The sequence below is a fragment of the Hydrogenophaga sp. genome, assembly GCF_018780385.1.
GTDB lineage: Bacteria > Pseudomonadota > Gammaproteobacteria > Burkholderiales > Burkholderiaceae_C > Hydrogenophaga.
In genome coordinates this window covers 86,647-105,083 of record NZ_JADMJO010000014.1, presented here as the reverse complement: position 1 = coordinate 105,083, position 18,437 = coordinate 86,647, and the positions used below count along the sequence as shown (strand labels likewise).

At 66.8% G+C, this 18,437-nt stretch carries 19 protein-coding genes; 15 read left to right on the top strand and 4 right to left on the bottom strand.

Annotation, left to right across the window (positions count from 1 at the left end; genetic code table 11):
* Positions 1–7: 7 nt before the first annotated feature.
* Both lptE and holA read left to right on the top strand, forming a co-directional pair.
* Complete coding sequence (gene lptE, locus IV113_RS07820; RefSeq protein ID WP_291082653.1) at positions 8–550, top strand: LPS assembly lipoprotein LptE; 543 nt, start codon at positions 8–10, stop codon at positions 548–550.
* A gap of 7 nt (positions 551–557) precedes the next feature.
* Positions 558–1,610, top strand: a complete 1,053-nt coding sequence (gene holA / locus IV113_RS07815) for a DNA polymerase III subunit delta (RefSeq protein ID WP_291082650.1) — start codon at positions 558–560, stop codon at positions 1,608–1,610.
* A gap of 101 nt (positions 1,611–1,711) precedes the next feature.
* Here the strand turns inward: holA and IV113_RS07810 are convergent, their stop codons facing one another.
* A complete protein-coding gene (locus IV113_RS07810) occupies positions 1,712–2,698 on the bottom strand; it encodes a helix-turn-helix domain-containing protein (RefSeq protein WP_291082647.1) in 987 nt (328 codons plus the stop codon).
* Positions 2,699–2,890: 192 nt separating this feature from the next.
* On the opposite strand from IV113_RS07810, the gene IV113_RS07805 reads away from it, so the two are divergent.
* From IV113_RS07805 to IV113_RS07775, 7 genes are all read left to right on the top strand, one after another.
* A complete protein-coding gene (locus IV113_RS07805) occupies positions 2,891–4,090 on the top strand; it encodes an amino acid ABC transporter substrate-binding protein (RefSeq protein WP_291082644.1) in 1,200 nt (399 codons plus the stop codon).
* A gap of 133 nt (positions 4,091–4,223) precedes the next feature.
* The gene (locus IV113_RS07800; protein WP_291082641.1) at positions 4,224–5,126 is read left to right on the top strand and encodes a branched-chain amino acid ABC transporter permease; all 903 of its coding nucleotides are present in this window, start codon (positions 4,224–4,226) and stop codon (positions 5,124–5,126) included.
* Entirely contained in the window at positions 5,123–6,151 is a 1,029-nt protein-coding gene (locus IV113_RS07795; RefSeq protein ID WP_291082638.1) for a branched-chain amino acid ABC transporter permease, read from the top strand. The genes IV113_RS07800 and IV113_RS07795 overlap by 4 nt, the downstream gene beginning before the upstream one ends.
* Complete coding sequence (locus IV113_RS07790) at positions 6,141–6,941, top strand: ABC transporter ATP-binding protein (RefSeq protein ID WP_291082635.1); 801 nt, start codon at positions 6,141–6,143, stop codon at positions 6,939–6,941. Before IV113_RS07795 ends, IV113_RS07790 begins: the two co-directional genes overlap by 11 nt.
* Positions 6,938–7,756 carry an ABC transporter ATP-binding protein gene (locus IV113_RS07785; RefSeq protein ID WP_291082632.1) on the top strand — a complete coding sequence of 273 codons (819 nt, stop codon included), beginning with the start codon at positions 6,938–6,940 and terminating at the stop codon, positions 7,754–7,756. The genes IV113_RS07790 and IV113_RS07785 overlap by 4 nt, the downstream gene beginning before the upstream one ends.
* A 136-nt stretch (positions 7,757–7,892) precedes the next feature.
* Complete coding sequence (locus tag IV113_RS07780) at positions 7,893–9,347, top strand: aldehyde dehydrogenase (protein ID WP_291082630.1); 1,455 nt, start codon at positions 7,893–7,895, stop codon at positions 9,345–9,347.
* Positions 9,348–9,625: 278 nt separating this feature from the next.
* A complete protein-coding gene (locus tag IV113_RS07775) occupies positions 9,626–11,224 on the top strand; it encodes an MFS transporter (protein WP_291082627.1) in 1,599 nt (532 codons plus the stop codon).
* 167 nt (positions 11,225–11,391) lie between these two features.
* Here IV113_RS07775 and IV113_RS07770 read toward each other — a convergent pair whose 3' ends face one another.
* Both IV113_RS07770 and IV113_RS07765 read right to left on the bottom strand, forming a co-directional pair.
* The gene (locus IV113_RS07770) at positions 11,392–11,625 is read right to left on the bottom strand and encodes an addiction module antidote protein (protein ID WP_291082624.1); all 234 of its coding nucleotides are present in this window, start codon (positions 11,623–11,625) and stop codon (positions 11,392–11,394) included.
* 17 nt (positions 11,626–11,642) lie between these two features.
* On the bottom strand, positions 11,643–12,335 hold the full coding sequence (locus IV113_RS07765; protein ID WP_291082621.1) for a helix-turn-helix domain-containing protein: 693 nt from the start codon (positions 12,333–12,335) through the stop codon (positions 11,643–11,645).
* A gap of 129 nt (positions 12,336–12,464) precedes the next feature.
* On the opposite strand from IV113_RS07765, the gene IV113_RS07760 reads away from it, so the two are divergent.
* The 3 genes from IV113_RS07760 (at position 12,465) to IV113_RS07750 (ending at position 14,859) form a co-directional block, all read left to right on the top strand.
* Complete coding sequence (locus tag IV113_RS07760; protein ID WP_291082618.1) at positions 12,465–13,355, top strand: methyltransferase domain-containing protein; 891 nt, start codon at positions 12,465–12,467, stop codon at positions 13,353–13,355.
* Between the two features lie 134 nt (positions 13,356–13,489).
* Positions 13,490–13,966: an Rrf2 family transcriptional regulator gene (locus tag IV113_RS07755; protein ID WP_291082615.1), complete on the top strand. Its 477-nt coding sequence runs from the start codon at positions 13,490–13,492 to the stop codon at positions 13,964–13,966.
* On the top strand, positions 13,963–14,859 hold the full coding sequence (locus tag IV113_RS07750; protein WP_291082612.1) for an NAD(P)/FAD-dependent oxidoreductase: 897 nt from the start codon (positions 13,963–13,965) through the stop codon (positions 14,857–14,859). The genes IV113_RS07755 and IV113_RS07750 overlap by 4 nt, the downstream gene beginning before the upstream one ends.
* A 3-nt stretch (positions 14,860–14,862) precedes the next feature.
* On the opposite strand, the gene IV113_RS07745 is transcribed toward IV113_RS07750, so the two are convergent.
* Positions 14,863–15,189 (bottom strand): flagellar basal body rod protein, encoded by a 327-nt coding sequence (locus tag IV113_RS07745; protein ID WP_291082609.1) that lies wholly within the window; start codon positions 15,187–15,189, stop codon positions 14,863–14,865.
* Between the two features lie 124 nt (positions 15,190–15,313).
* Between IV113_RS07745 and IV113_RS07740 the strand changes: the two genes are divergently transcribed.
* From IV113_RS07740 to gshA, 3 genes are all read left to right on the top strand, one after another.
* Positions 15,314–16,594: a glutamate-5-semialdehyde dehydrogenase gene (locus IV113_RS07740; protein WP_291082606.1), complete on the top strand. Its 1,281-nt coding sequence runs from the start codon at positions 15,314–15,316 to the stop codon at positions 16,592–16,594.
* A gap of 24 nt (positions 16,595–16,618) precedes the next feature.
* A complete protein-coding gene (locus IV113_RS07735; protein ID WP_291082603.1) occupies positions 16,619–16,894 on the top strand; it encodes a DUF2277 domain-containing protein in 276 nt (91 codons plus the stop codon).
* 132 nt (positions 16,895–17,026) lie between these two features.
* Positions 17,027–18,319 carry a glutamate--cysteine ligase gene (gene gshA, locus IV113_RS07730; RefSeq protein ID WP_291082600.1) on the top strand — a complete coding sequence of 431 codons (1,293 nt, stop codon included), beginning with the start codon at positions 17,027–17,029 and terminating at the stop codon, positions 18,317–18,319.
* Positions 18,320–18,437: the final 118 nt, after the last annotated feature.

The following is an 18,437-nucleotide window of genomic DNA, read 5'->3' as shown; positions in this document are numbered from 1 at the left end:
CCTCAGCATGACATTCCCCCGCCCCTCGATCCCGCGCCGCCGCGCCTTGCTGCAACTGGCCCTGGGCGCGACCGCGCTCGGTCTGTCGGGCTGCGGATTCGCACTGCGCAAGGCGCCCACCTTCGCGTTCGACACGGTGCGCATTCAAGGCATGGAGGGCACCCAGGTGAGCCGGGAGTTGCGCGATGCCCTCCTGGCCAACGGCCTTCGCGTGCTCACCTCGGCCACGCCGGCCAGCGGCGCCGGTGTCCCGGCAGCCCAGGCCATCCTCACCGTGCTGGTGGACCAGCGCGAGCGCGTGGTGGTGGGCCAGACGGCGGCGGGCCAGGTGCGTGAACTGCAACTGCGCACACGCTTCGTGTTCCGATTGCGCACGCCCACCGACAAGATCCTGATCGACGACGTCGAGATGCTGCTCGAGCGCGACATCAGCTTCAACGAAACCCAGGTGCTGGCCAAGGACGCCGAAGAGGCGATGCTCTACCGCGACATGCGCAGCGACATCGTGCAGCAGGTGGTGCGCCGTCTGGCGGCCGTGAAGTCGCTCTGACCGCTCCATGCAGGTCGCAGCCAACCAACTCGCCGCCCAGCTGCAGCGCGGCCTCAAGAGCCTCTACACACTGCACGGCGACGAGCCGCTGCTGATCCAGGAGGCGGCCGATACGATCCGCGTGGTGGCGCGCGCGCAGGGCTGCGGCGAACGCACGGTGCACACCGTGGCCGGCGCGCACTTCGACTGGGGCGAGGTGCTGGCCAGCGGCGGCTCGATGAGCCTGTTTTCCGACAAACAACTCATCGAGATCCGCATCCCCTCGGGCAAGCCCGGCAAGGACGGCTCGCAGGTGCTGCAGCAGATCGCCCAGCAAGCCGAGAACAACGACAGCACGGTCACGGTGGTGATCCTGCCGCGGCTGGACATGGCCACGCAGAAGGGTGCCTGGTTCGCCGCGCTCGACAGCTTCGGCGTGACGGTGCGCGTGGAGCCGGTGGACCGCAAGGCGCTGCCGCAGTGGATCGCGCAGCGGCTTCAGGCGCAGGGCCAGCGGGTGGTGGCAGGCGACGAGGGCCAGCGCACCTTGCAGTTCTTCGCCGACCGGGTCGAGGGCAACCTGCTCGCCGCACACCAGGAAATTCAGAAGCTCGCGTTGCTGCACCCGGCGGGCGAGTTGTCGCTGGAGCAGGTGGAGTCGGCTGTGCTCAACGTGGCGCGCTACGACGCGTTCAAACTGGCCGAGGCGGTGCTGGGCGGACAGAGCGTGCGCGTGCAGCGCATGCTCGACGGCCTGCAGGCCGAGGGTGAGGCGCCGGTGCTGGTGCACTGGGCGCTGTCTGAAGACATCCGCACGCTGCACCGCGTGCGCACCGCGCTCGATGCTGGCCGCCCGCTGCCCATGGCGCTGCGCGAGAACCGCGTGTGGGGTGTGAAAGAGAAGCTCATGGAGCGCGCGCTGCCCCTGCTCTCCTTGGCCACGCTCACGAAATGGCTGGACGACGCGCACACGGTGGACGGCATCGTCAAGGGCCTCAAGTCACCGGGCTGGCCGGCCGACCCGTGGCAGGCGCTGCAGCAGATGGCGATGAAGGTTTCTTTGGCCTGCAGCATGAGGTGACACCCCCGCCTCGCTCCGCGCGACCCCCGCAAGGGGGCAACACCTGCGGCCCGTCCTGAGCTTGTCGAAGGGCGGTTCCGTGGTGTTCTGGTGGGGTTGCTTCAGGTGCTGCGGGTTGTTTCAGTATCGAGCGGCCGCCTTGAAGCCGCTTCCCGGAAGTCGCTCGGCGACACACCGGTGTGCTCACGAAACACACGGCTGAAGTGCGCCGTGTTGTTGAAGCCCCAGGAAAACGCGATGTCGGTGATGGTGCGCTGTGCGCCGCCGGTCTGGCGCAGCTCCCGCATGCAGGCCTGGATGCGCTGGCGCTGGATGTAATGGGCGGGCGTGTCTTCTTCGGCGCTGAAGGCGTTGTGCAGGTGGCGCTTGCTGCAGTTCAGCGCCTGGGCGATGTGGTCCAGCGTGAGCGAAGGGTCACGCAAGTGCTGGCCGATGTGCACGCGGATGCGGTCGCGAAAGGCTTCGAGCTGGGTGACGCTGCTCTCGCGCCCGGCGAGCTCCTGCAGTGACAGGCGCACCAACTCCACAATGAGCTCGCCCGCGCCGCGGGCCGCCGCTTCGCTCATCTGCGGCAGTTCCTGGTAGGTGGTGCGCATGGTCTCCAGCGCCACCCGGGCGATGCCGCTCACGCCACCCACGTGCCGTGCCATCAGCGGCTCAAGCTTCAGGCCACGCTCGGTCAGCTGATCTTTGGGCAGCATCACGATCAGGTGTTCCACGCGCTCGGGATTGGCAATCTCGTAACTGCCCGTGGTGTCGTAGATGGCCCAGCCACCGGGGCGCACCCAGGCTTCGCGCCCCTGCTGCTGCACCGCCGCGCTGCCCCGCCAGGGCGCCACGATCTTGAGGTAGGCGCGGTCGTTGGCGCGCGCCAGTTGCGGGCTCTTGAGCACGCGGTGGCGGTTCGCTTCGAGCTTGGTGAGCACCACGTCGCCCGCGGCCGATGCGCTCATGTGGCCATCGAACCCGGTGTCGCCGTAGAGGTCGGATTCGAGGCCGCCGAAATGGGCCCACACCCAGTCGCGCCAGATGGCGGCGCGCTCGATCGGCGCAACGCTGTCGGTGCTCATCACGGAGGCAACGGTCATGGGGGGCTCCGGGGGTGGTCTGGACACAAATTATCGACCGCAGTGCGAGCGCTCGCCGCGCGCAAGGTTGAGGGTTTACCCGGGGCGTCATGCACGTTCCGTCAATCAGGTAGTGCACCCACAGCACAGCGCAGTGTTGCGGTCGTGCCTACCATTCGGCTCTCAGCCACCCATACCCGCAGGAGACACAACATGGTTCAAGCCAATCGCCGTCTGGTCATCAAGAGCGCCGCCGCCGCGGTGGGCGCCATGTCCTTCGCTCCCCAGCTCATGGCGCAGTCCGCGCCGGTGCGCATCGGTTATTCGATGTCGCGCACCGGCCCGTGGACGGGTGGCGCGCAGGTGAGCCAGGAGCCCAACTACCTGCTCTGGGCCGAGCAGCAGAACGCTGCGGGCGGTCTCGATGTGAAAGGCGTGAAGCGCCAGATCGAGCTCATCAGCAGCGACGACCGCAGCGACACCGAGACCGTGGTGCGCACCTACGAAAAACTCATGGGCAGCGACAAGGTCGACCTGGTGCTGCCGCCCTGGGGCTCCAACGCCAACTTCGCCGTGGCCCCGCTGGCCAACCGTTTCCAGTACCCGTTCCTGGCGCCCACCGCGCTCTCGCGCCGCCTGGTCGAGATGCGCCTGCCGTACTTCTTCCTGTTGCTGCAGCAGCCCGCGCCCATGACCAACGCGCTGGTCGACATGCTGAAAGCCAACGGCGTGAAGACGGTGGCGCTGATCTACGTGGACGACCTGTTCGGCCTGGAGAACTTTGCCGCCTTCAAGGTGGCGCTGCAGGGCAGCGGCATCACGCTGGTGGAAGACAAGAGCTACCCCGGTGGCGTGAAAGACCTCTCGCCCGTGCTGCGCTCGATGAAGGACAAGAACCCCGACGCCTTCGTGGGCTTCACCTACCCGCCCGACACCATCCTGGCCAGCCGCCAGGCCAAGGAAGTGGGCTTCAACCCGAAGTTCTTCTACGCCTCGGTGGGCACGGCCTTCCAGCTCTACCGCAACGTGATGACCCCCGCCGGTGCCGAAGGCGTGCTGGGCATGGGCTCGTGGAACGGCAAGACCAACCCGGCCGCCAAGGCCTACTTCGATGCACACACCAAGAAGTTCGCCGGCAAGGAACCCGACCGCTGGGCCAGCGGGGCCTGCTGGGCCGGCCTGGAGATCCTCACCAAGGCGGTGAAAGCGCAAGGCCTGGACCGCAGGGCCATCCGCGACTATGTGGCGGGCACCACCCACAAGACCATCATCGGCGACATCAAGTTCAACGGCAGCGAGAACGTGGGCACGCCGGGCACCGTGAGCCAGTGGCAGAACGGGGAGTTTGAGGTGGTGTGGCCGAAGTCGGTGGCCACGGCTGCGCTCAATCCTTCCAAGCCCGCCTGGAAATAAGGTTCACCCCCGCGCCGCGCCTGCGGCGCGTCACCCCCTCCAGGGGGCAATGCCTGCGGGCCGGCGGAGCCGGACCCGCGGCATTCTTGGTTGAAACCCTTCGCTCCGGAAAACTTCCTCGCTCAACGCCCCCATGTCTTTCTCCGCCTGGCTCGAACTCCTCGCCTCCGGTCTCATCACCGGGGGCATCTACGCGCTCGTCGCGCTCGGGCTGAACCTGCAGTACGGGCTGATGCGCATCCTCAACATCGCACACGGCGAGTTCCTCATGGTCGGTGCCTACCTCACCTGGATGGCGCAGACCTCGCTGGGCCTGAACCCGCTCTTCATGGTGCCGGTGTCGTTCGGCATGCTGTTCGTGCTGGGCTGGGTGGTGCACCGTCTGTGTTTCCGTCGCCTGACCGCCACCTCGCCCAACCTCGACATCTTTGAAGCACGCGGTCTCATGGTGGCCTTCGGCCTCATGTTCCTCGTGCAGAACTTCGCCTCGTGGATGTGGGGTGGCGATCTTCGTGGCTACGACTTCCTGACCGAGCCGGTGCAGATTCCGCTGCCCGACGGCACGGCCCAGTTCGCGGGCAACAAGCTGCTGGTGTTCGCCCTGGCCCTGCTGTTCTCGGGCGCGCTCATCGTGCTCATGCGCACCACGCTGCTGGGCAAGGGCGTGCGCGCGCTCATGCAGTCGCCCACCGGCGCGCAGCTCATGGGCATCAACACCCAGCGCCTGCACCCGCTCATGTTCGGCATCGGCCTGGGCCTCTCGGGCGTGGCCGGCGCCCTGCTGTCCATGTCGTACACCATCAGCCCGTCCATGGGCGAGCCCTACACCGTCACCGCCCTCATCGTCATCACGCTGGGCGGCTTCGGCAGCATGGGCGGCGCGCTGGCCGGCGGCTTGCTGCTGGGCGTGATCGAAGCCCTGGGCATGCACTTCACCAACCCATCGCTCAAGGCGCTGTTGAGCTACGTGGTCTTCATCAGCGTGCTGTTGCTGCGGCCTGAAGGACTCTTCACTCGAAAGAGTCGCAAATCATGAACTCCCGTCAATTCCTCATTCGCGACCTGCTGGTCCTCTTCGGCCTCACGGGCTGGGCGCTGGCGCTGCCGGGCTTCGCCAGCGAGTTCGCGGTGTCCATGGCGCTCACCTGCCTGATGTACATCGCGCTCTCGTCGAGCTGGGCGCTGTTCTGCGGCACCACGCGTTATCTGTCGCTGGCCACCTCGGCCTTCTTCGGCATTGGTGCCTACACCAGCGCCATCCTGCTGGAGCAGGTGTCGTGGGCGCAGGCCATCGGCCTGGGTGCGCTCATTGCCGCCGGCGTGGCGGTGGTCATGGGTGCGGCCGTGCTGCACCTGCGCGGCACCTACTTCGCGGTGCTCACCTTCGGCATGACCGAGCTCATCCGCCACGCCATCAGTTATTTCGAGAAGAGCGTGACCGGCACCGTGGGCCGCGTGCTCATGGTGGTGCCCGACCGCGACACCATCTACCTCACCGTGCTCGCGCTGGCCGTGATCACGGTGGCGCTGTCCATCACGATCCGGCGCACGCGCTTCGGCCTGGCCATGCTCGGCATCGGGGCCGACGAGCAGCGCGCCCAGACCCTGGGCGTGAACACGCGCTGGGTCAAGGTGGCGGGCTTCGCGCTCACCGCCGCGGTGGCCGGCGCGGTGGGCGCGGCCATGTCGGTGCGCTGGACCTACATCGACCCGCACACCGTCTTCAACCCCTTCATCGGTTTCCAGACCGTGCTGATCGCGCTCATCGGCGGCGCGGCCACGCTGTGGGGCCCGCTGATCGCCGCCATCGTCTTCAGCGTGCTGGCCGAAACGCTGCGCTTGCAGGTGCCGCAGATCTACATGATGTCGCTGGGGCTGCTGCTCATCCTCTCGGTGCTGTACCTGCCGGGTGGCCTGGCCTCGTTGCGCGCCGAGACCTTCCGGGGGTGGCGCGATGGTGCCAAGGCCTGGTGGATTGAAACGCGTGACGACCTGAGCGGCGAAACCAAGCGACGCAAGCAACTCGAGAAGAGCCTGAGGGAGCGCCGCGATGTCTTCTGATCGCCAACCCCTCCTTGACGCTCGCGATATCACCGTGCGCTTCGGCGGCCTCACCGCGGTCGACGCAGTCAGTGCGCGCTTCATGCCCGGCGAACTCGTCGGCATCATCGGCCCCAACGGCGCGGGCAAGACCACCTTCTTCAACGCGATCTCGGGCGTGACCCAGGCCACCAGCGGTGCACTGCTGATGCAAGGGCGCGATCTGAGTGGCAAAGGCCCGCACCGCTTTGCGGCCCATGGCCTGGCGCGCACCTTCCAGACCCCGCGCACCTTTGCCGACATGCTCGTGCGCGACAACATTGCCTTTGGCCTCAAGTTCGCCGGGCGCCGTCCGCGCAAGTACATCTGGTGGGGCGAAGAGACGACGGTGCCCTGGGTGCTGCGCACGCCCGAGAGCATCCTGGGTTTGATCGGCCTCACCGCCCAGGCCGATCTGCCGGCAGCGGCCATCACACCCTCACAGCAGCGCCTGCTCGAGATCGGCATGGCGCTGGCCACGCGTCCGCGCATGTTGCTGCTCGACGAAGTTGCCGCCGGCCTGACCGAAAACGAGGTCGAGGAGATGGCCCGTCTGATCCGCCGCCTGCGCGACGAGCTCGACCTCACCGTGGTCTGGATCGAGCACGCCGTGACCACACTGCTGCGCCACGTGGAGCGCGTGATCGTGTTGCACCAGGGCAAGAAGATCGCCGACGGCACACCCGCCGAGGTGGTGCGCAACGCCGAGGTGATCGAGGCCTACCTGGGCGACGAGATGAACGAGCCCACTGCAGAGGAGGCCGCCGCATGATGTGGTACCGCACAACCCCCTTCGAGCTCGGCGGCGGTGCTCGCGCTCGCCTCAAGGTGGATGGCCTCTCGGCCGGCTACGGCGCCTTCCTGGTGCTGCGCGATTTGAAGCTCGACATCCAGCCCGGTCTCACCGTGGTGCTCGGCCCCAACGGCGCGGGCAAGACGACGCTGCTCAAGGCGCTCAACGGCCTGATTCCGCGCGGCGGATCGGTGCTGCTCGACGGCACCGAGATGCCCGAGAAGACGCACGAGATCGTGCAGGCCGGCGTGGCCCTGGTGCCCGAAGGTCGCCAGTTGTTCCCGCAACTCACCGTCGCTGAAAACCTCGAGCTCGGCGGCTGGCTCGTGCCCAAGGCGCAGCGCGCCGAGCGCCTGGCCCGGGCCTTCGTGGACTTTCCCAAGCTCAAGGAGCGCGCCACGCAACTGGCCGGCACCATGAGCGGCGGCGAGCAGCAGATGGTTGCTGTTGCGCGCGCCATGATGTGCGCGCCGCGCCTGCTCATGCTCGACGAGCCTTCGCTGGGTCTCGCGCCCAAGATGGTCGACGAGCTGCTCACCATCGTGCGCCGCATTGCCGACGCCGGCACCACCGTGCTGATGGTGGAGCAGAACGTGAAGAAAGCGCTCGCCGTGGCCGACCGCGGCTACGTGATGGAGCGCGGCACCCTGGTGGCCAGTGGCCCGGCCAAGCTGCTCGCACGCTCCACCGTGATCCGCGAGGCGTATCTGGGCGCCGACAAGGACCCCGCCACCGGCACCACCAGCGCGGCCGATGCCGTGCAGCGCCGCAAGGCCGTGGCAACGACCCCTTGATACCTACCTACCCCGTTCGCCCTGAGCCTGTCGAAGGGCTCACCCACACGGTGGTGTGAAGGCTTCGACAAGCTCAGCCCGAACGGGATCTTGCTCAGTCCAAACGGTTTCGTTTCTGATTTCAAAGGAGAACCCCATGTCCGACATGTCCATGCTCATCAACGGCCTCAAAGTCACCGCCGAGAAAGGCGCCACCTTCGAACGCCGCAACCCGCTCGACGGCAGCGTCGCCACGCGCGCACCCGCTGCGTCACCGGCCGACGCCGTGATGGCGGTGGAAGCCGCCGCCGAAGCCTTCAAGACCTGGAGCGAAACGGGTCCGAGCCTGCGCCGCGCCCTGTTGCTGAAAGCGGCCGACGCGCTCGAAGCCAAAACACCCGCGTTCATCGAAGCCGTGTCCGCCGAGACCGGCGCCACCGGCATGTGGGGTGGCTTCAACGTGTTCCTCGCCGCCGGCATGATCCGCGAGGCCGCCGCGCTCACCACGCAGGTGGCGGGCGAAGTGATCCCGTCCGACGTGCCCGGGTCGCTCGCCATGGGCGTGCGCCAGCCGGCCGGTGTGGTTCTGGGCATCGCGCCGTGGAACGCACCCGTCATCCTGGCCGTGCGCGCCATCTGCGTGCCGCTGGCTTGCGGCAACACCGTGGTCTTGAAGGGCAGCGAGAACTGCCCACGCACCCACCAACTCATCATCGAAGCATTTCAGGACGCGGGCTTCCCGCCCGGCGTGGTGAACTACATCACCAACGCGCCAGCCGATGCGGGCGCCGTGGTCGAGGCCATGGTGGCCCATCCGGCGGTGCGCCGCGTGAACTTCACCGGCTCCACCAAGATCGGCAAGATCATCGCCATGACCTGCGCCAAATACCTCAAGCCCGTGGTGCTGGAACTGGGTGGCAAGGCGCCGCTGGTGATCCTGGACGACGCCAATCTGGACGATGCTGTCAACGGCGCGGCCTTCGGCGCCTTTGCCAACAGCGGGCAGATCTGCATGAGCACTGAACGCATCATCGTGGACCAGAAGATTGCGGACGCCTTCGTCAAGAAGTTCACCGACAAGGCCAAGAGCCTGCCGCTGGGCGACCCGCGCAAGCCCGAGCCGGTCGTGCTGGGGTCGGTGATCGGCATGGGCACGGTCAACCACTGCAACGAACTGATCGACGATGCACTCGCCAAGGGCGCCAAGCTCGCGTGCGGCGGCAAAGCCGACACCACGCTCATGCCCGCCACCGTGCTCGACCATGTGACCCCCGCCATGCGCATCTACCACGAGGAAACCTTCGGCCCCGTGAAATGTGTGGTGCGCGTGAACGGCGTGGAAGAGGCCATTGCCTGCGCCAACGACAACGAATACGGCCTGAGCGCGGCCGTGTTCGGCGGCGACATTGCGCGCGCCTTCAACGTGGCCCGCAAGATCGACAGCGGTATCTGCCACGTGAACGGCCCCACCGTGCACGACGAAGCGCAGATGCCCTTTGGCGGCGTGAAGGGCTCGGGCATCGGCCGCTTCGGTGGCAAGGCCGGCATTGCCGAGTTCACCGAACTGCGCTGGATCACGCTGCAGACGACGCCGCGGCACTATCCGTTCTGATTCCCGGTGGGTGAGGAGGGGAAGAAGAGCGAAGGCCCTGGAGGCGGTGCTTCCAGGGCCTTTGTTTTGGATGGCCTGTGGTCGGGTTGGGGTCGCGGGTAGCGTCAAGCCTGAACTGTTTGACTGGCTGGCCCGTAGGGCTGCATTTGTGCGCTTCGGCGTGCGTTGTTATCTTTCGCTGGGCTAGCGTGTGTGCGTCCTTGGCGGCGCTCAATTTCATGGGGTGATTCAAGCCTTTCCCACCAGAATGGAATCCCGACCTCTACATTAGTGCCCCTATGTCCCGCACCGACGACGATCTGTCTCCCATCGCCCCGCTGCGCCAGCCGGTCTTCCGCATGTTGTGGATCACCTGGCTCATGGCCAACGTGTGCATGTGGATGAGCGATGTGGCGGCAGCCTGGATGATGACTTCGCTCACCACAACACCGCTGTGGGTCGCGCTGGTGCAGACGGCGTCCACCTTGCCGGTGTTCCTGCTGGGTCTGCCCAGCGGCGCGCTGGCCGACGGCCTGAACCGCAAGCGCTTCTTCCTCTTCACCCAACTGTGGGTGGCGGTGGTCGCGTCGATTCTGAGCGCCTTCATCTTTCTGGGCGCGATAACCCCGGCCCTGCTGCTGGCACTGACGTTTTTCAACGGCATCGGCATGGCGATGCGCTGGCCGGTGTTCTCGGCCATCGTGCCCACGATCGTTCCCCGGTATCAGTTGCCTGCGGCGCTGGCACTCAACGGCGTGTCGATGAACGCCTCGCGCATCATCGGCCCGCTGCTGGCCGGCGCGCTGATCGCCAGCGCCGGCAGCGCCTGGGTGTTCCTGCTCAACGCGGTGTTGTCTGTGGTGGCCGCGGTCATCATCAGCCGCTGGAAGCACGAGCACAAACCGCACCCGCTGGGGCGCGAGCGCCTGGGCACCGCAATGCGGGTGGGCCTGCAGTACGTGGCCCAGTCCTACCACCTGAAGGGCGTGTTGCTGCGCATCTCGATCTTCTTTTTCCACTCAACCGCACTGCTGGCGCTGCTGGCCCTGCTGGCGCGCGGCATGCAGGGCGGCGGTGCCGGCACCTTTACCCTGCTACTGGCCGCCATGGGCGCGGGCGCCATCGCTTCTGCGGCGTTTCTGCCCGCCTTGCGCCGCCGGTATCCGCGCGACGGTCTCGTCCTGCGCGGCGCGGCCCTGCAGGCGGGCGCCATGGCGACCATGGCGTTGACCGACCAGGTCTGGGTGGCGGTGCCCGCGATGTTTCTGGGCGGCGCGGCCTGGATCACCTCCGCCAACACGCTCAGCGTCTCGATCCAGATGGGCCTGCCCGACTGGGTGCGCGCGCGCGGCATGTCCATGTACCAGATGGCGATCATGGGCGCCAGCGCCCTGGGTGCTGCAATCTGGGGGCAAGTCGCTACCTGGACCAGCGTGCCGGTCAGCCTGGGCATCGCTTCCGTGACCGGGTTGCTTTCCATGTTTCTGGCCAACCGCCTGATGCCCGACTCCGGGCTGGAAGACGACCTCACGCCCAAGCGCATTTTTCCGGCACCACAGATCACAGAACCACCGCCCCGGGGCCGTGTGATGGTGATGGTTGAGTACCGCATCGATCCGGCACGCGCGACCGACTTCCGCGAGCTGATGCTGGGTGAGGGGCGCCGCAGCCGCCTGCGCCACGGGGCCTTGTCGTGGGAGCTGCTGCACGACATCCACGAATCCAGCCGTTTTGTCGAGGTCATCATCGACGAGTCCTGGACCGATCACCTGCGGCGATTCGACCGCGTCACCGCCGCCGACGTCGCGCTGCGTGACCGCAAGCTGGCCTTTCACCTCGGTGAGGAGCCGCCGCACGTCACACGCAGCCTGATGGAGACGACGGCGGGTGCCTCCTGAGCGGTGCATCGTGTTCAGGGGTGGATTCCGTGATGGGGAAGCGGTTGGTGGCGCGGCGCCAGCCGCGTCGCGAAAGCCCTATGACAGCAGTACCTCGTACAGCTGCCTTTCAGGCCAGCGCCGGTCGCCGTGACCAACCGCTGCAGATCCGACCACGACAATGGCCTTTACGCCGCCTCCACACACAACCGCACCCCCAACGCCCGCGCCACCCTGAGCACGGTCGCAAAGCTCGGGGTGCCATCCGGACTCAGCGCACGATAAAGGCTTTCAGAGCTGAGCCCCGCGTCCTTGGCCACCTGCGTCATGCCTTGGGCGCGGGTGATATCGCCGAGTGCGCGGACAATGCCCGCCGCGTCGTCGGGCGCTTCGTTGAGCCAGGTGTCGAGGTCAGCGGCCATGTCCTCGGGCGTGGGGGTCACTCCGGGTTGCCCTGCGCCATGCGCGTGGGGGCGAACATGCTGCGCCCCAGCCAGCGCCAGAGCCGCTGACCGTTGCGCCCCGCGCCCTGCACCTTCAGGTCGCCCGACTGGATCTCCTGTTCCGGCGCGCTGTCGCCGGTCCAGATTTCGGTGAGCGCACGCACCGTCGAGTCGACCAGCACGCTGACGTCGTGGCCCGGGTCGTCGCGGCACAGGTCGGCCTCGTGGTGTTCCACCACCAGCCACCATTGCCGTTCGGCCACTGGCGCATCGCTGAAGCGGAAGTGGACGACGGTGCGCTCTTCGTCGGGGAACTCCTCCAGTTGCGCAAAGCGGCGGATGTCCCACATCAGGAAACCCGCGTCGAGTTGCTCGTGCCGCAGCCGGCTGCCGATCCACCGTGCACCCCAGTGGCCCAGGCCCACGACGATCGGCCGCAGCTCCTCGCCCGCGGGCGTCAGGTGGTATTCCCAGGTTTTCTCGACGCGGCGCCGCTCGACGACGCCGATCTCTTCGAGTTTGCGCAAGCGCTGCGTCAACAGCGTGGCCGACATGCGCGGCACGCCGCGATGGATGTCGTTGAAGCGGTGGCTGCCGCAGAGCAGCTCACGCACCACCAGGGGTGTCCACAGTTCGCCCAACACCTCGGCGCCCCGGGCGACGGTACAGAACTGCATGTAGTCGATCATGCGGGTCAGTCTAGTCGTGTGCCGACAGAACGCCTACTCCAGATTCTGGACTTGAGGGCGCCCGGCATCGCGCTTACCTTGAAGACCGACCGTGCATGTCGCACCGGTCAAGTCCCAAGGAGCACTGCCATGACCGAGACTCTCGTTTCCGCCCCCGCTGCCCCGGCCGTCTTCGACGCCGAGAAATTTCGCCAGACCACGCGCGCGCAGTGGGAGAACGCCGCCGAAGCCTGGAACCGATGGGGCCCCTTGCTGGCCCGCTGGCTCGGCCCGGCGACCGAGACCATGCTGGACATGGCCGCTGTCGGCCCCGGATCGCGCGTGCTCGACATCGCGGCTGGCGCGGGCGAACAGACCCTGGTCGCCGCGCGCCGCGTGGGCGCGACGGGTCACGTGCTGGCCACCGACATCTCGCCGACCATCCTGCTCCATGCGAGGCAGGCGGCAGAACAGGCCGGCCTGTCGAACGTGGAAACCCGTGAGCTCGATGGCGAGCGCCACGACCTGTTGCCCTCCGCCTCTTTCGACGCGGCGGTGTCGCGGGTCGGCCTGATCTATTTTCCCGACCAACAGCGGGCGCTTGCCGGCATCCGCCACGCACTGAAGCCGGGCGGGCGCTTCGCCGCGGTGGTGTACTCCACCGCGGAGCGCAATCCCTTCTTCTCGCTGCCGGTGGGCATCATCCGGCGCCGTGCGCAGTTACCACCTCCCTTGCCTGGGCAACCAGGGCCGTTTTCACTGGGCGGCGAGGGCGTGCTGGCGAAAGCGCTGGAGCAAGCGGGCTTTCGCGACGTGGAGGTGCGCAAGGTTGACTCCCCGGTCCGTGTGCCGACGGCCACCGAGTGCGTGCGCTTCGAACGGGAGTCCTTCGGCGCGCTGCACCAGATGATGGCCAGCTTGAGCGACGAGGAACGCGCCGACACCTGGAGAGAAATCGAGGAAACCTTGCTCCGCTTCGAAACGTCCTCGGAGGGTTTCGTGGGGCCGTGCGAGATGCTGGTGGGGGCGGGCACGCGCTGAGTGAAACGAAACGTTGATTGCCAACGTGGCAATGGCCCGGGAGCGCCCCGGGCTTTTTTCTGGAACCGACGAACCTACCCTGACGAAAATCCCTGGCGACGGCAGTGCCTTCAATATGCAACTCATAATGTTGCATGAAAAAGAGCAGTCAACTTTCAGACGTCCTGCATGTGCTCCTGCACATGGCGGAACACGATGGCCCCGCCACCTCCGAGACGCTGGCCACGGCGATGCAGACCAACCCGGTGGTGCTGCGCCGGCTGATGTCCGGCCTGAGAGAGGCGGGCTTTGTTGCCTCGGCCAAGGGTCATGGCGGCGGGTGGGTGCTGTCCTGTGAGCTGGACCGCATCAGCTTGCGTGACGTTCACGAGGCGCTGGGCGCACCGGCGCTCGTATCGCTCGGCTTTCGCGAGGACCGGCCCACGTGCCTGGTTGCTCAAGCGGTTCACGAATCACTCAGCGGCGCCGTGCTGGCGGCTGAGGCTGTCTTGTTGAAGCGTCTCGGCGCGGTGACCTTGGCCACGCTGTTCAACGACTTTCACCAGCGAATGGCGCACCACCGGGCAACAGGAGGCTCTGGTCCGCACCATCTCCGGGGGGCATGCTCATGAAGCGGTTTGATTTCGCCGTCATGGGCGGCAGCTACGCCGGACTCTCTGCAGCCCTGCAACTGGCGCGCGCGCGCCGTGACGTTCTGGTGGTGGATGCCGGTCAGCGGCGCAACCGTTTTGTGGATGAGGCGGGCGAGACTTCACACGGATTCCTGTCGCAGGATGGTCGCGCGCCGGGCGAGATCGCCGCTGACGCCAGGCAGCAACTGATGCGCTATGCAACGGTTCGCTGGATGGACGGTGTGGCGGAACAGGCCCGGGTCGAGCCTGACGGTCGGTTGGCGTTTCGCGTGGGCGAAACCAAGATCAGCGCCGCCCGACTGATCCTCGCCACCGGCGTGCGCGACGAGCTGCCACCGGTTCCGGGTCTGGCAGAGCGCTGGGGGCGCAGTGTGTTCCATTGTCCGTACTGCCACGGATACGAGATGGATGCGGGCCGCATCGGCATTGTGGCCACCTCGTCACTGGCCCATCACCATGCCGTCATGCTGCCGGACTGGGGGACCACCACGCTCTTTTTGAATGGGGTCTATTCACCGAGCGAGGACGAACTCGCGGTGTTGGCGCGCCGAGGTACCCAGCTTGAGCGCACGCCGATCGAACGCATCGAAGGCTTGGCCGACGTGGTGCTCAAAGACGGACGCAAGCTCCCGATGAACGGACTCTTCACGCAGCCGCGGACGGCGATGAGCAGTCCATTGGCCGAGCAACTGGGGTGTGCCATGGACGGGGGTCCGATGGGCCCGTTCATCAAGACGGGTGAGGCGCAGGCCACCAGCATTCCCAACGTCTTTGCGTGTGGAGACGCCGCCCGGGCGGCGGGCAACGTGGCGTTGGCGGTGGCCGACGGCGTGATGGCAGCGCTCGGGGCCCATCGGGCTTCGATGTTCTGAACGTCAGGCTTTCGTGTCGAGCAACGTGCCCAGCATGCGTTCCTCGGTCTGCACCGTGCGCAGGTTGGCGGCGAAGCTGTAGAGGCTCATGCGTTGGCCCACCAGGTCTTCGGCCAGTCGGTCAAAAGGCGTTGACACGTCGGTCTCCCGACCGAGCTGTGTGTCCACACCGCCCGAGTCGGGCCGCGCCTTCTGTACCGTGACCTGGCGCCGGAAGTCCGGTGTCTGTACGTTCGCCACGTTGTGGGCGTGCGAGTCCAGTTGGAGCTGCGCGGCGCGCATGCCGCTCAGGCCGATGGCGGCGACCGAGGTGCCTGAGGTGACGGACATGGACATGGTGGGCGTGGCGCTGGAGGGCGGATGGGTGGGGATCTCAACCGGTGTATCGACCGACGACGCGGCAACTTGAGCCCCCGACCGCCACAACGGGCGCCCCTCTGCGAAAATCCCATGCATGAACGCGACCAACACCACCGAACTCATGCACACCCTGGGCCAGCAGGCCAAGGCGGCCTCGGCGCTCATGGCCAAGGCCAGCGCAGCCACCAAGCAGCGCGCCTTGCTCGGCCTGGCAGCCCTGCTGCGGGCCAGTGTGGACGCACTGCAGCTGGACAACGCCAAAGACCTGGAGCGCGCCCGCGCCGCCGGCCTGGCCGAGCCGCTGGTGGACCGCCTCAAGCTCACGCCCAAAGTGATCGAGACCTGCGCCCAGGGCTGCGAGCAGCTCGCGGCCATGCCCGAGATCATTGGTGACATCACCGGCATGAAGCAGATGCCCAGCGGCATCCGGGTGGGCCAGATGCGCGTGCCCATCGGCGTGTTCGGCATGATTTACGAGAGCCGGCCCAACGTGACCATCGAGGCCGCGTCTTTGTCCATCAAGAGCGGCAACGCGGCCATCCTGCGCGGCGGCTCCGAGGCCATCGAATCCAACCGGGCGCTGGCCGCGCTGGTGCAGCGTGCGATGGTCGAAGCCGGCCTGCCGGCCGATGCGGTGCAGCTCGTGCCCACCACCGACCGCGCCGCCGTGGGCCAGCTCATCACCATGCCGCAGTACGTGGACGTGATCATCCCGCGCGGCGGCAAAGGCCTGATCGAGCGCATCAGCGCCGAGGCCAAGGTACCGGTGATCAAACACCTGGACGGCAACTGTCACACCTACGTGGACGACCCCTGCGACGTGGCCATGGCGGTGACCGTGGCCGACAACGCCAAGACGCAGAAGTACAGCCCCTGCAACGCCACCGAGAGCCTGCTGGTGGCGCGCGCCGTGGCGGCCGACTTCCTGCCGAAGATCGGTGCCATCTACGCCGCCAAGGGTGTGGAGATGCGCTGCTGTCCGGACGCCAAAGCGATCCTGGCCGCCGTGAAAGGCGCCCACCTGAAGGACGCGACCGAGCAGGATTGGTCCGAGGAATACCTGGCGCCGGTCATCAGCATCAAGCTGGTCGAGGGGGTGGACGAGGCCATTGCCCACATCAACCACTACAGCAGCCACCACACCGACGCCATCCTCACCACGAACCACATGCACGCCCAGCGCTTCCTGCGCGAGGTTGACTCGGCCAGTGTCATGGTGAATGCGAGCACCCGCTTCGCCGATGGTTTTGAATTCGGCCTGGGGGCCGAAATCGGCATTTCCACCGACAAGTTTCACGCGCGTGGACCGGTGGGCGTGGAGGGCTTGACCTCGCTCAAGTACGTGGTGTTGGGCGAGGGTGAAGTTCGGGGCTGATGCCAGACCGGGAGGAAGATGTCCATGTGCCGCAACATCAAGACCCTGTTCAACTTCGAGCCGCCCGCCACGGAACTGGAGGTTCGCGACGCCGCGCTGCAGTTCGTGCGCAAGCTGAGCGGCTTCAATGTGCCGTCGCAGGCCAACGAGGAAGCGTTCGACCGTGCGGTGGAGCAGGTGACCGGCTCCGCCCGGGAGCTCATCCAGTCGCTGCGCACCACCGCCGCCCCGCGCGACCGCGACGTGGAGGCGGCCAAGGCCCGCGCCCGGACGGCCGCCCGCTTCGGGACTGCCCCGTAAGTCCAACGGCGGCGGCGTACAAAAAAACGCACGAAAGAAGCCTCGGCAAGCAGGTGTCTTCGGCTTGAAATGGGTGTCATACGGCCCCATTACACTGACTACCCCCACCCGTTGCCACCCCAGGCCTTTCCTATGGTTCCCCACCTCGTCACCGCCCTGACCGGCCCCATCAACGAGCTTGAGCAGCGCATCCTCGAGTCCACGCCGGTGATCGAGCGCTGGTTCCGGCTGGAGTGGATGGAGCACACGCCGCCGTTCTACACCTCGGTGGACGTGCGCAACGCCGGCTTCAAACTCGCGCCGGTGGACACCAACCTCTACCCCGGCGGCTGGAACCACCTCACGCCCGAGATGATTCCGCTGGCGGTGCAGGCGGCGATGGCCGCCATCGAGAAGATCTGCCCCGAGGCCAAGAACCTGCTGCTGATCCCCGAGAACACGCGCGACACCTTCTACCTGAGCAACCTGGCCCAGCTGCAGCGCATCTTCTACATGGCCGGTCTCAACGTGCGGCTGGGCTCCATGTCCAACGACATCAAGGTGCCCACCACCATCGAGTTGCCGGGTGGCGAAAAAGTGGTGCTGGAGCCCCTGATCCGCAGCAAGCGGCGCCTGGGCCTGAAGAATTTCGACCCCTGCACCATCCTGCTCAACAACGACCTGAGCGCCGGCGTGCCCGGCATCCTGGAAGACCTGCACGAGCAGTACCTGCTGCCGCCGCTGCACGGCGGCTGGGGCACGCGGCGCAAGAGCCACCACTTCAAGGCCTACGAAGAGGTGTCCAAGCGCTTCGGCAAGCTGCTGGGCATGGACCACTGGCTCATCAACCCGATGTTCAACCAGTGCGGCGAGGTAGACTTCAACACCAACGCCGGCATGGAATGCCTGCGCAGCAACACCGACGCGCTGCTGGGCAAGATCCGCCGCAAGTACAAGGAATACGGCATCAACGAGAAGCCTTTTGTCGTCATCAAGGCCGACAACGGGACTGGCGGCATGGGCATCCTCACCGTGCGTGACGCCAAGGACCTGGACAACCTCTCGCCCCAGACCAAGGAACGCATGGCCGTGGCCCAGGCCGGGCAGGCGGTGCACGAGGTCATCATCCAGGAAGGCGTGTTGACCAACGAGCGCATCAACAGCGCGGTGGCCGAACCGGTGGTCTACATGATGGACCGCTACGTGGTCGGCGGCTTCTACCGCGTGCACGCCGACCGGGGCGTGGACGAGAACCTGAACGCGCCCGGCTCCAGCTACGTGCCGCTGGCTTTCGAGCAGAGCGCGCAGTTGCCGCAGCCCGGGGTGAAGCCCGGCGCGAGCGTGCCCAACCGCTTCTACATGTACGGCGTGATCGGCCGCCTGGCCATGCTGGCCGCCAGCTACGAACTCGAAGCCACCGACCCGGACGCCGAAGTCTACGAGTGAGTTGTTGCAGCGCAACATAAGCGCTTTCGGGGTGCTTTAGAGCTCCACGCCCACGGCCGCGTGGGCTGACGCTGGCGCAAAATCGCGTTCCCAAGACAATGAACCCCGTGCCAACAGG

Bases quoted from the DNA above. Each gene is read 5' to 3' on its own strand.
- IV113_RS07765 (WP_291082621.1), bottom strand. From the start codon at position 12,335: ATGATCGACTACATGCAGTTCTGTACCGTCGCCCGGGGCGCCGAGGTG.
- holA (WP_291082650.1), top strand. From the start codon at position 558: ATGCAGGTCGCAGCCAACCAACTCGCCGCCCAGCTGCAGCGCGGCCTC.
- IV113_RS07755 (WP_291082615.1), top strand. From the start codon at position 13,490: ATGAAAAAGAGCAGTCAACTTTCAGACGTCCTGCATGTGCTCCTGCAC.
- lptE (WP_291082653.1), top strand. From the start codon at position 8: ATGACATTCCCCCGCCCCTCGATCCCGCGCCGCCGCGCCTTGCTGCAA.
- IV113_RS07795 (WP_291082638.1), top strand. From the start codon at position 5,123: ATGAACTCCCGTCAATTCCTCATTCGCGACCTGCTGGTCCTCTTCGGC.
- IV113_RS07800 (WP_291082641.1), top strand. From the start codon at position 4,224: ATGTCTTTCTCCGCCTGGCTCGAACTCCTCGCCTCCGGTCTCATCACC.
- gshA (WP_291082600.1), top strand. From the start codon at position 17,027: ATGGTTCCCCACCTCGTCACCGCCCTGACCGGCCCCATCAACGAGCTT.
- IV113_RS07760 (WP_291082618.1), top strand. From the start codon at position 12,465: ATGACCGAGACTCTCGTTTCCGCCCCCGCTGCCCCGGCCGTCTTCGAC.
- IV113_RS07770 (WP_291082624.1), bottom strand. From the start codon at position 11,625: ATGGCCGCTGACCTCGACACCTGGCTCAACGAAGCGCCCGACGACGCG.
- IV113_RS07790 (WP_291082635.1), top strand. From the start codon at position 6,141: ATGTCTTCTGATCGCCAACCCCTCCTTGACGCTCGCGATATCACCGTG.
- IV113_RS07735 (WP_291082603.1), top strand. From the start codon at position 16,619: ATGTGCCGCAACATCAAGACCCTGTTCAACTTCGAGCCGCCCGCCACG.
- IV113_RS07810 (WP_291082647.1), bottom strand. From the start codon at position 2,698: ATGACCGTTGCCTCCGTGATGAGCACCGACAGCGTTGCGCCGATCGAG.
- IV113_RS07745 (WP_291082609.1), bottom strand. From the start codon at position 15,189: ATGTCCGTCACCTCAGGCACCTCGGTCGCCGCCATCGGCCTGAGCGGC.
- IV113_RS07785 (WP_291082632.1), top strand. From the start codon at position 6,938: ATGATGTGGTACCGCACAACCCCCTTCGAGCTCGGCGGCGGTGCTCGC.
- IV113_RS07805 (WP_291082644.1), top strand. From the start codon at position 2,891: ATGGTTCAAGCCAATCGCCGTCTGGTCATCAAGAGCGCCGCCGCCGCG.
- IV113_RS07740 (WP_291082606.1), top strand. From the start codon at position 15,314: ATGAACGCGACCAACACCACCGAACTCATGCACACCCTGGGCCAGCAG.
- IV113_RS07750 (WP_291082612.1), top strand. From the start codon at position 13,963: ATGAAGCGGTTTGATTTCGCCGTCATGGGCGGCAGCTACGCCGGACTC.
- IV113_RS07780 (WP_291082630.1), top strand. From the start codon at position 7,893: ATGTCCGACATGTCCATGCTCATCAACGGCCTCAAAGTCACCGCCGAG.
- IV113_RS07775 (WP_291082627.1), top strand. From the start codon at position 9,626: ATGTCCCGCACCGACGACGATCTGTCTCCCATCGCCCCGCTGCGCCAG.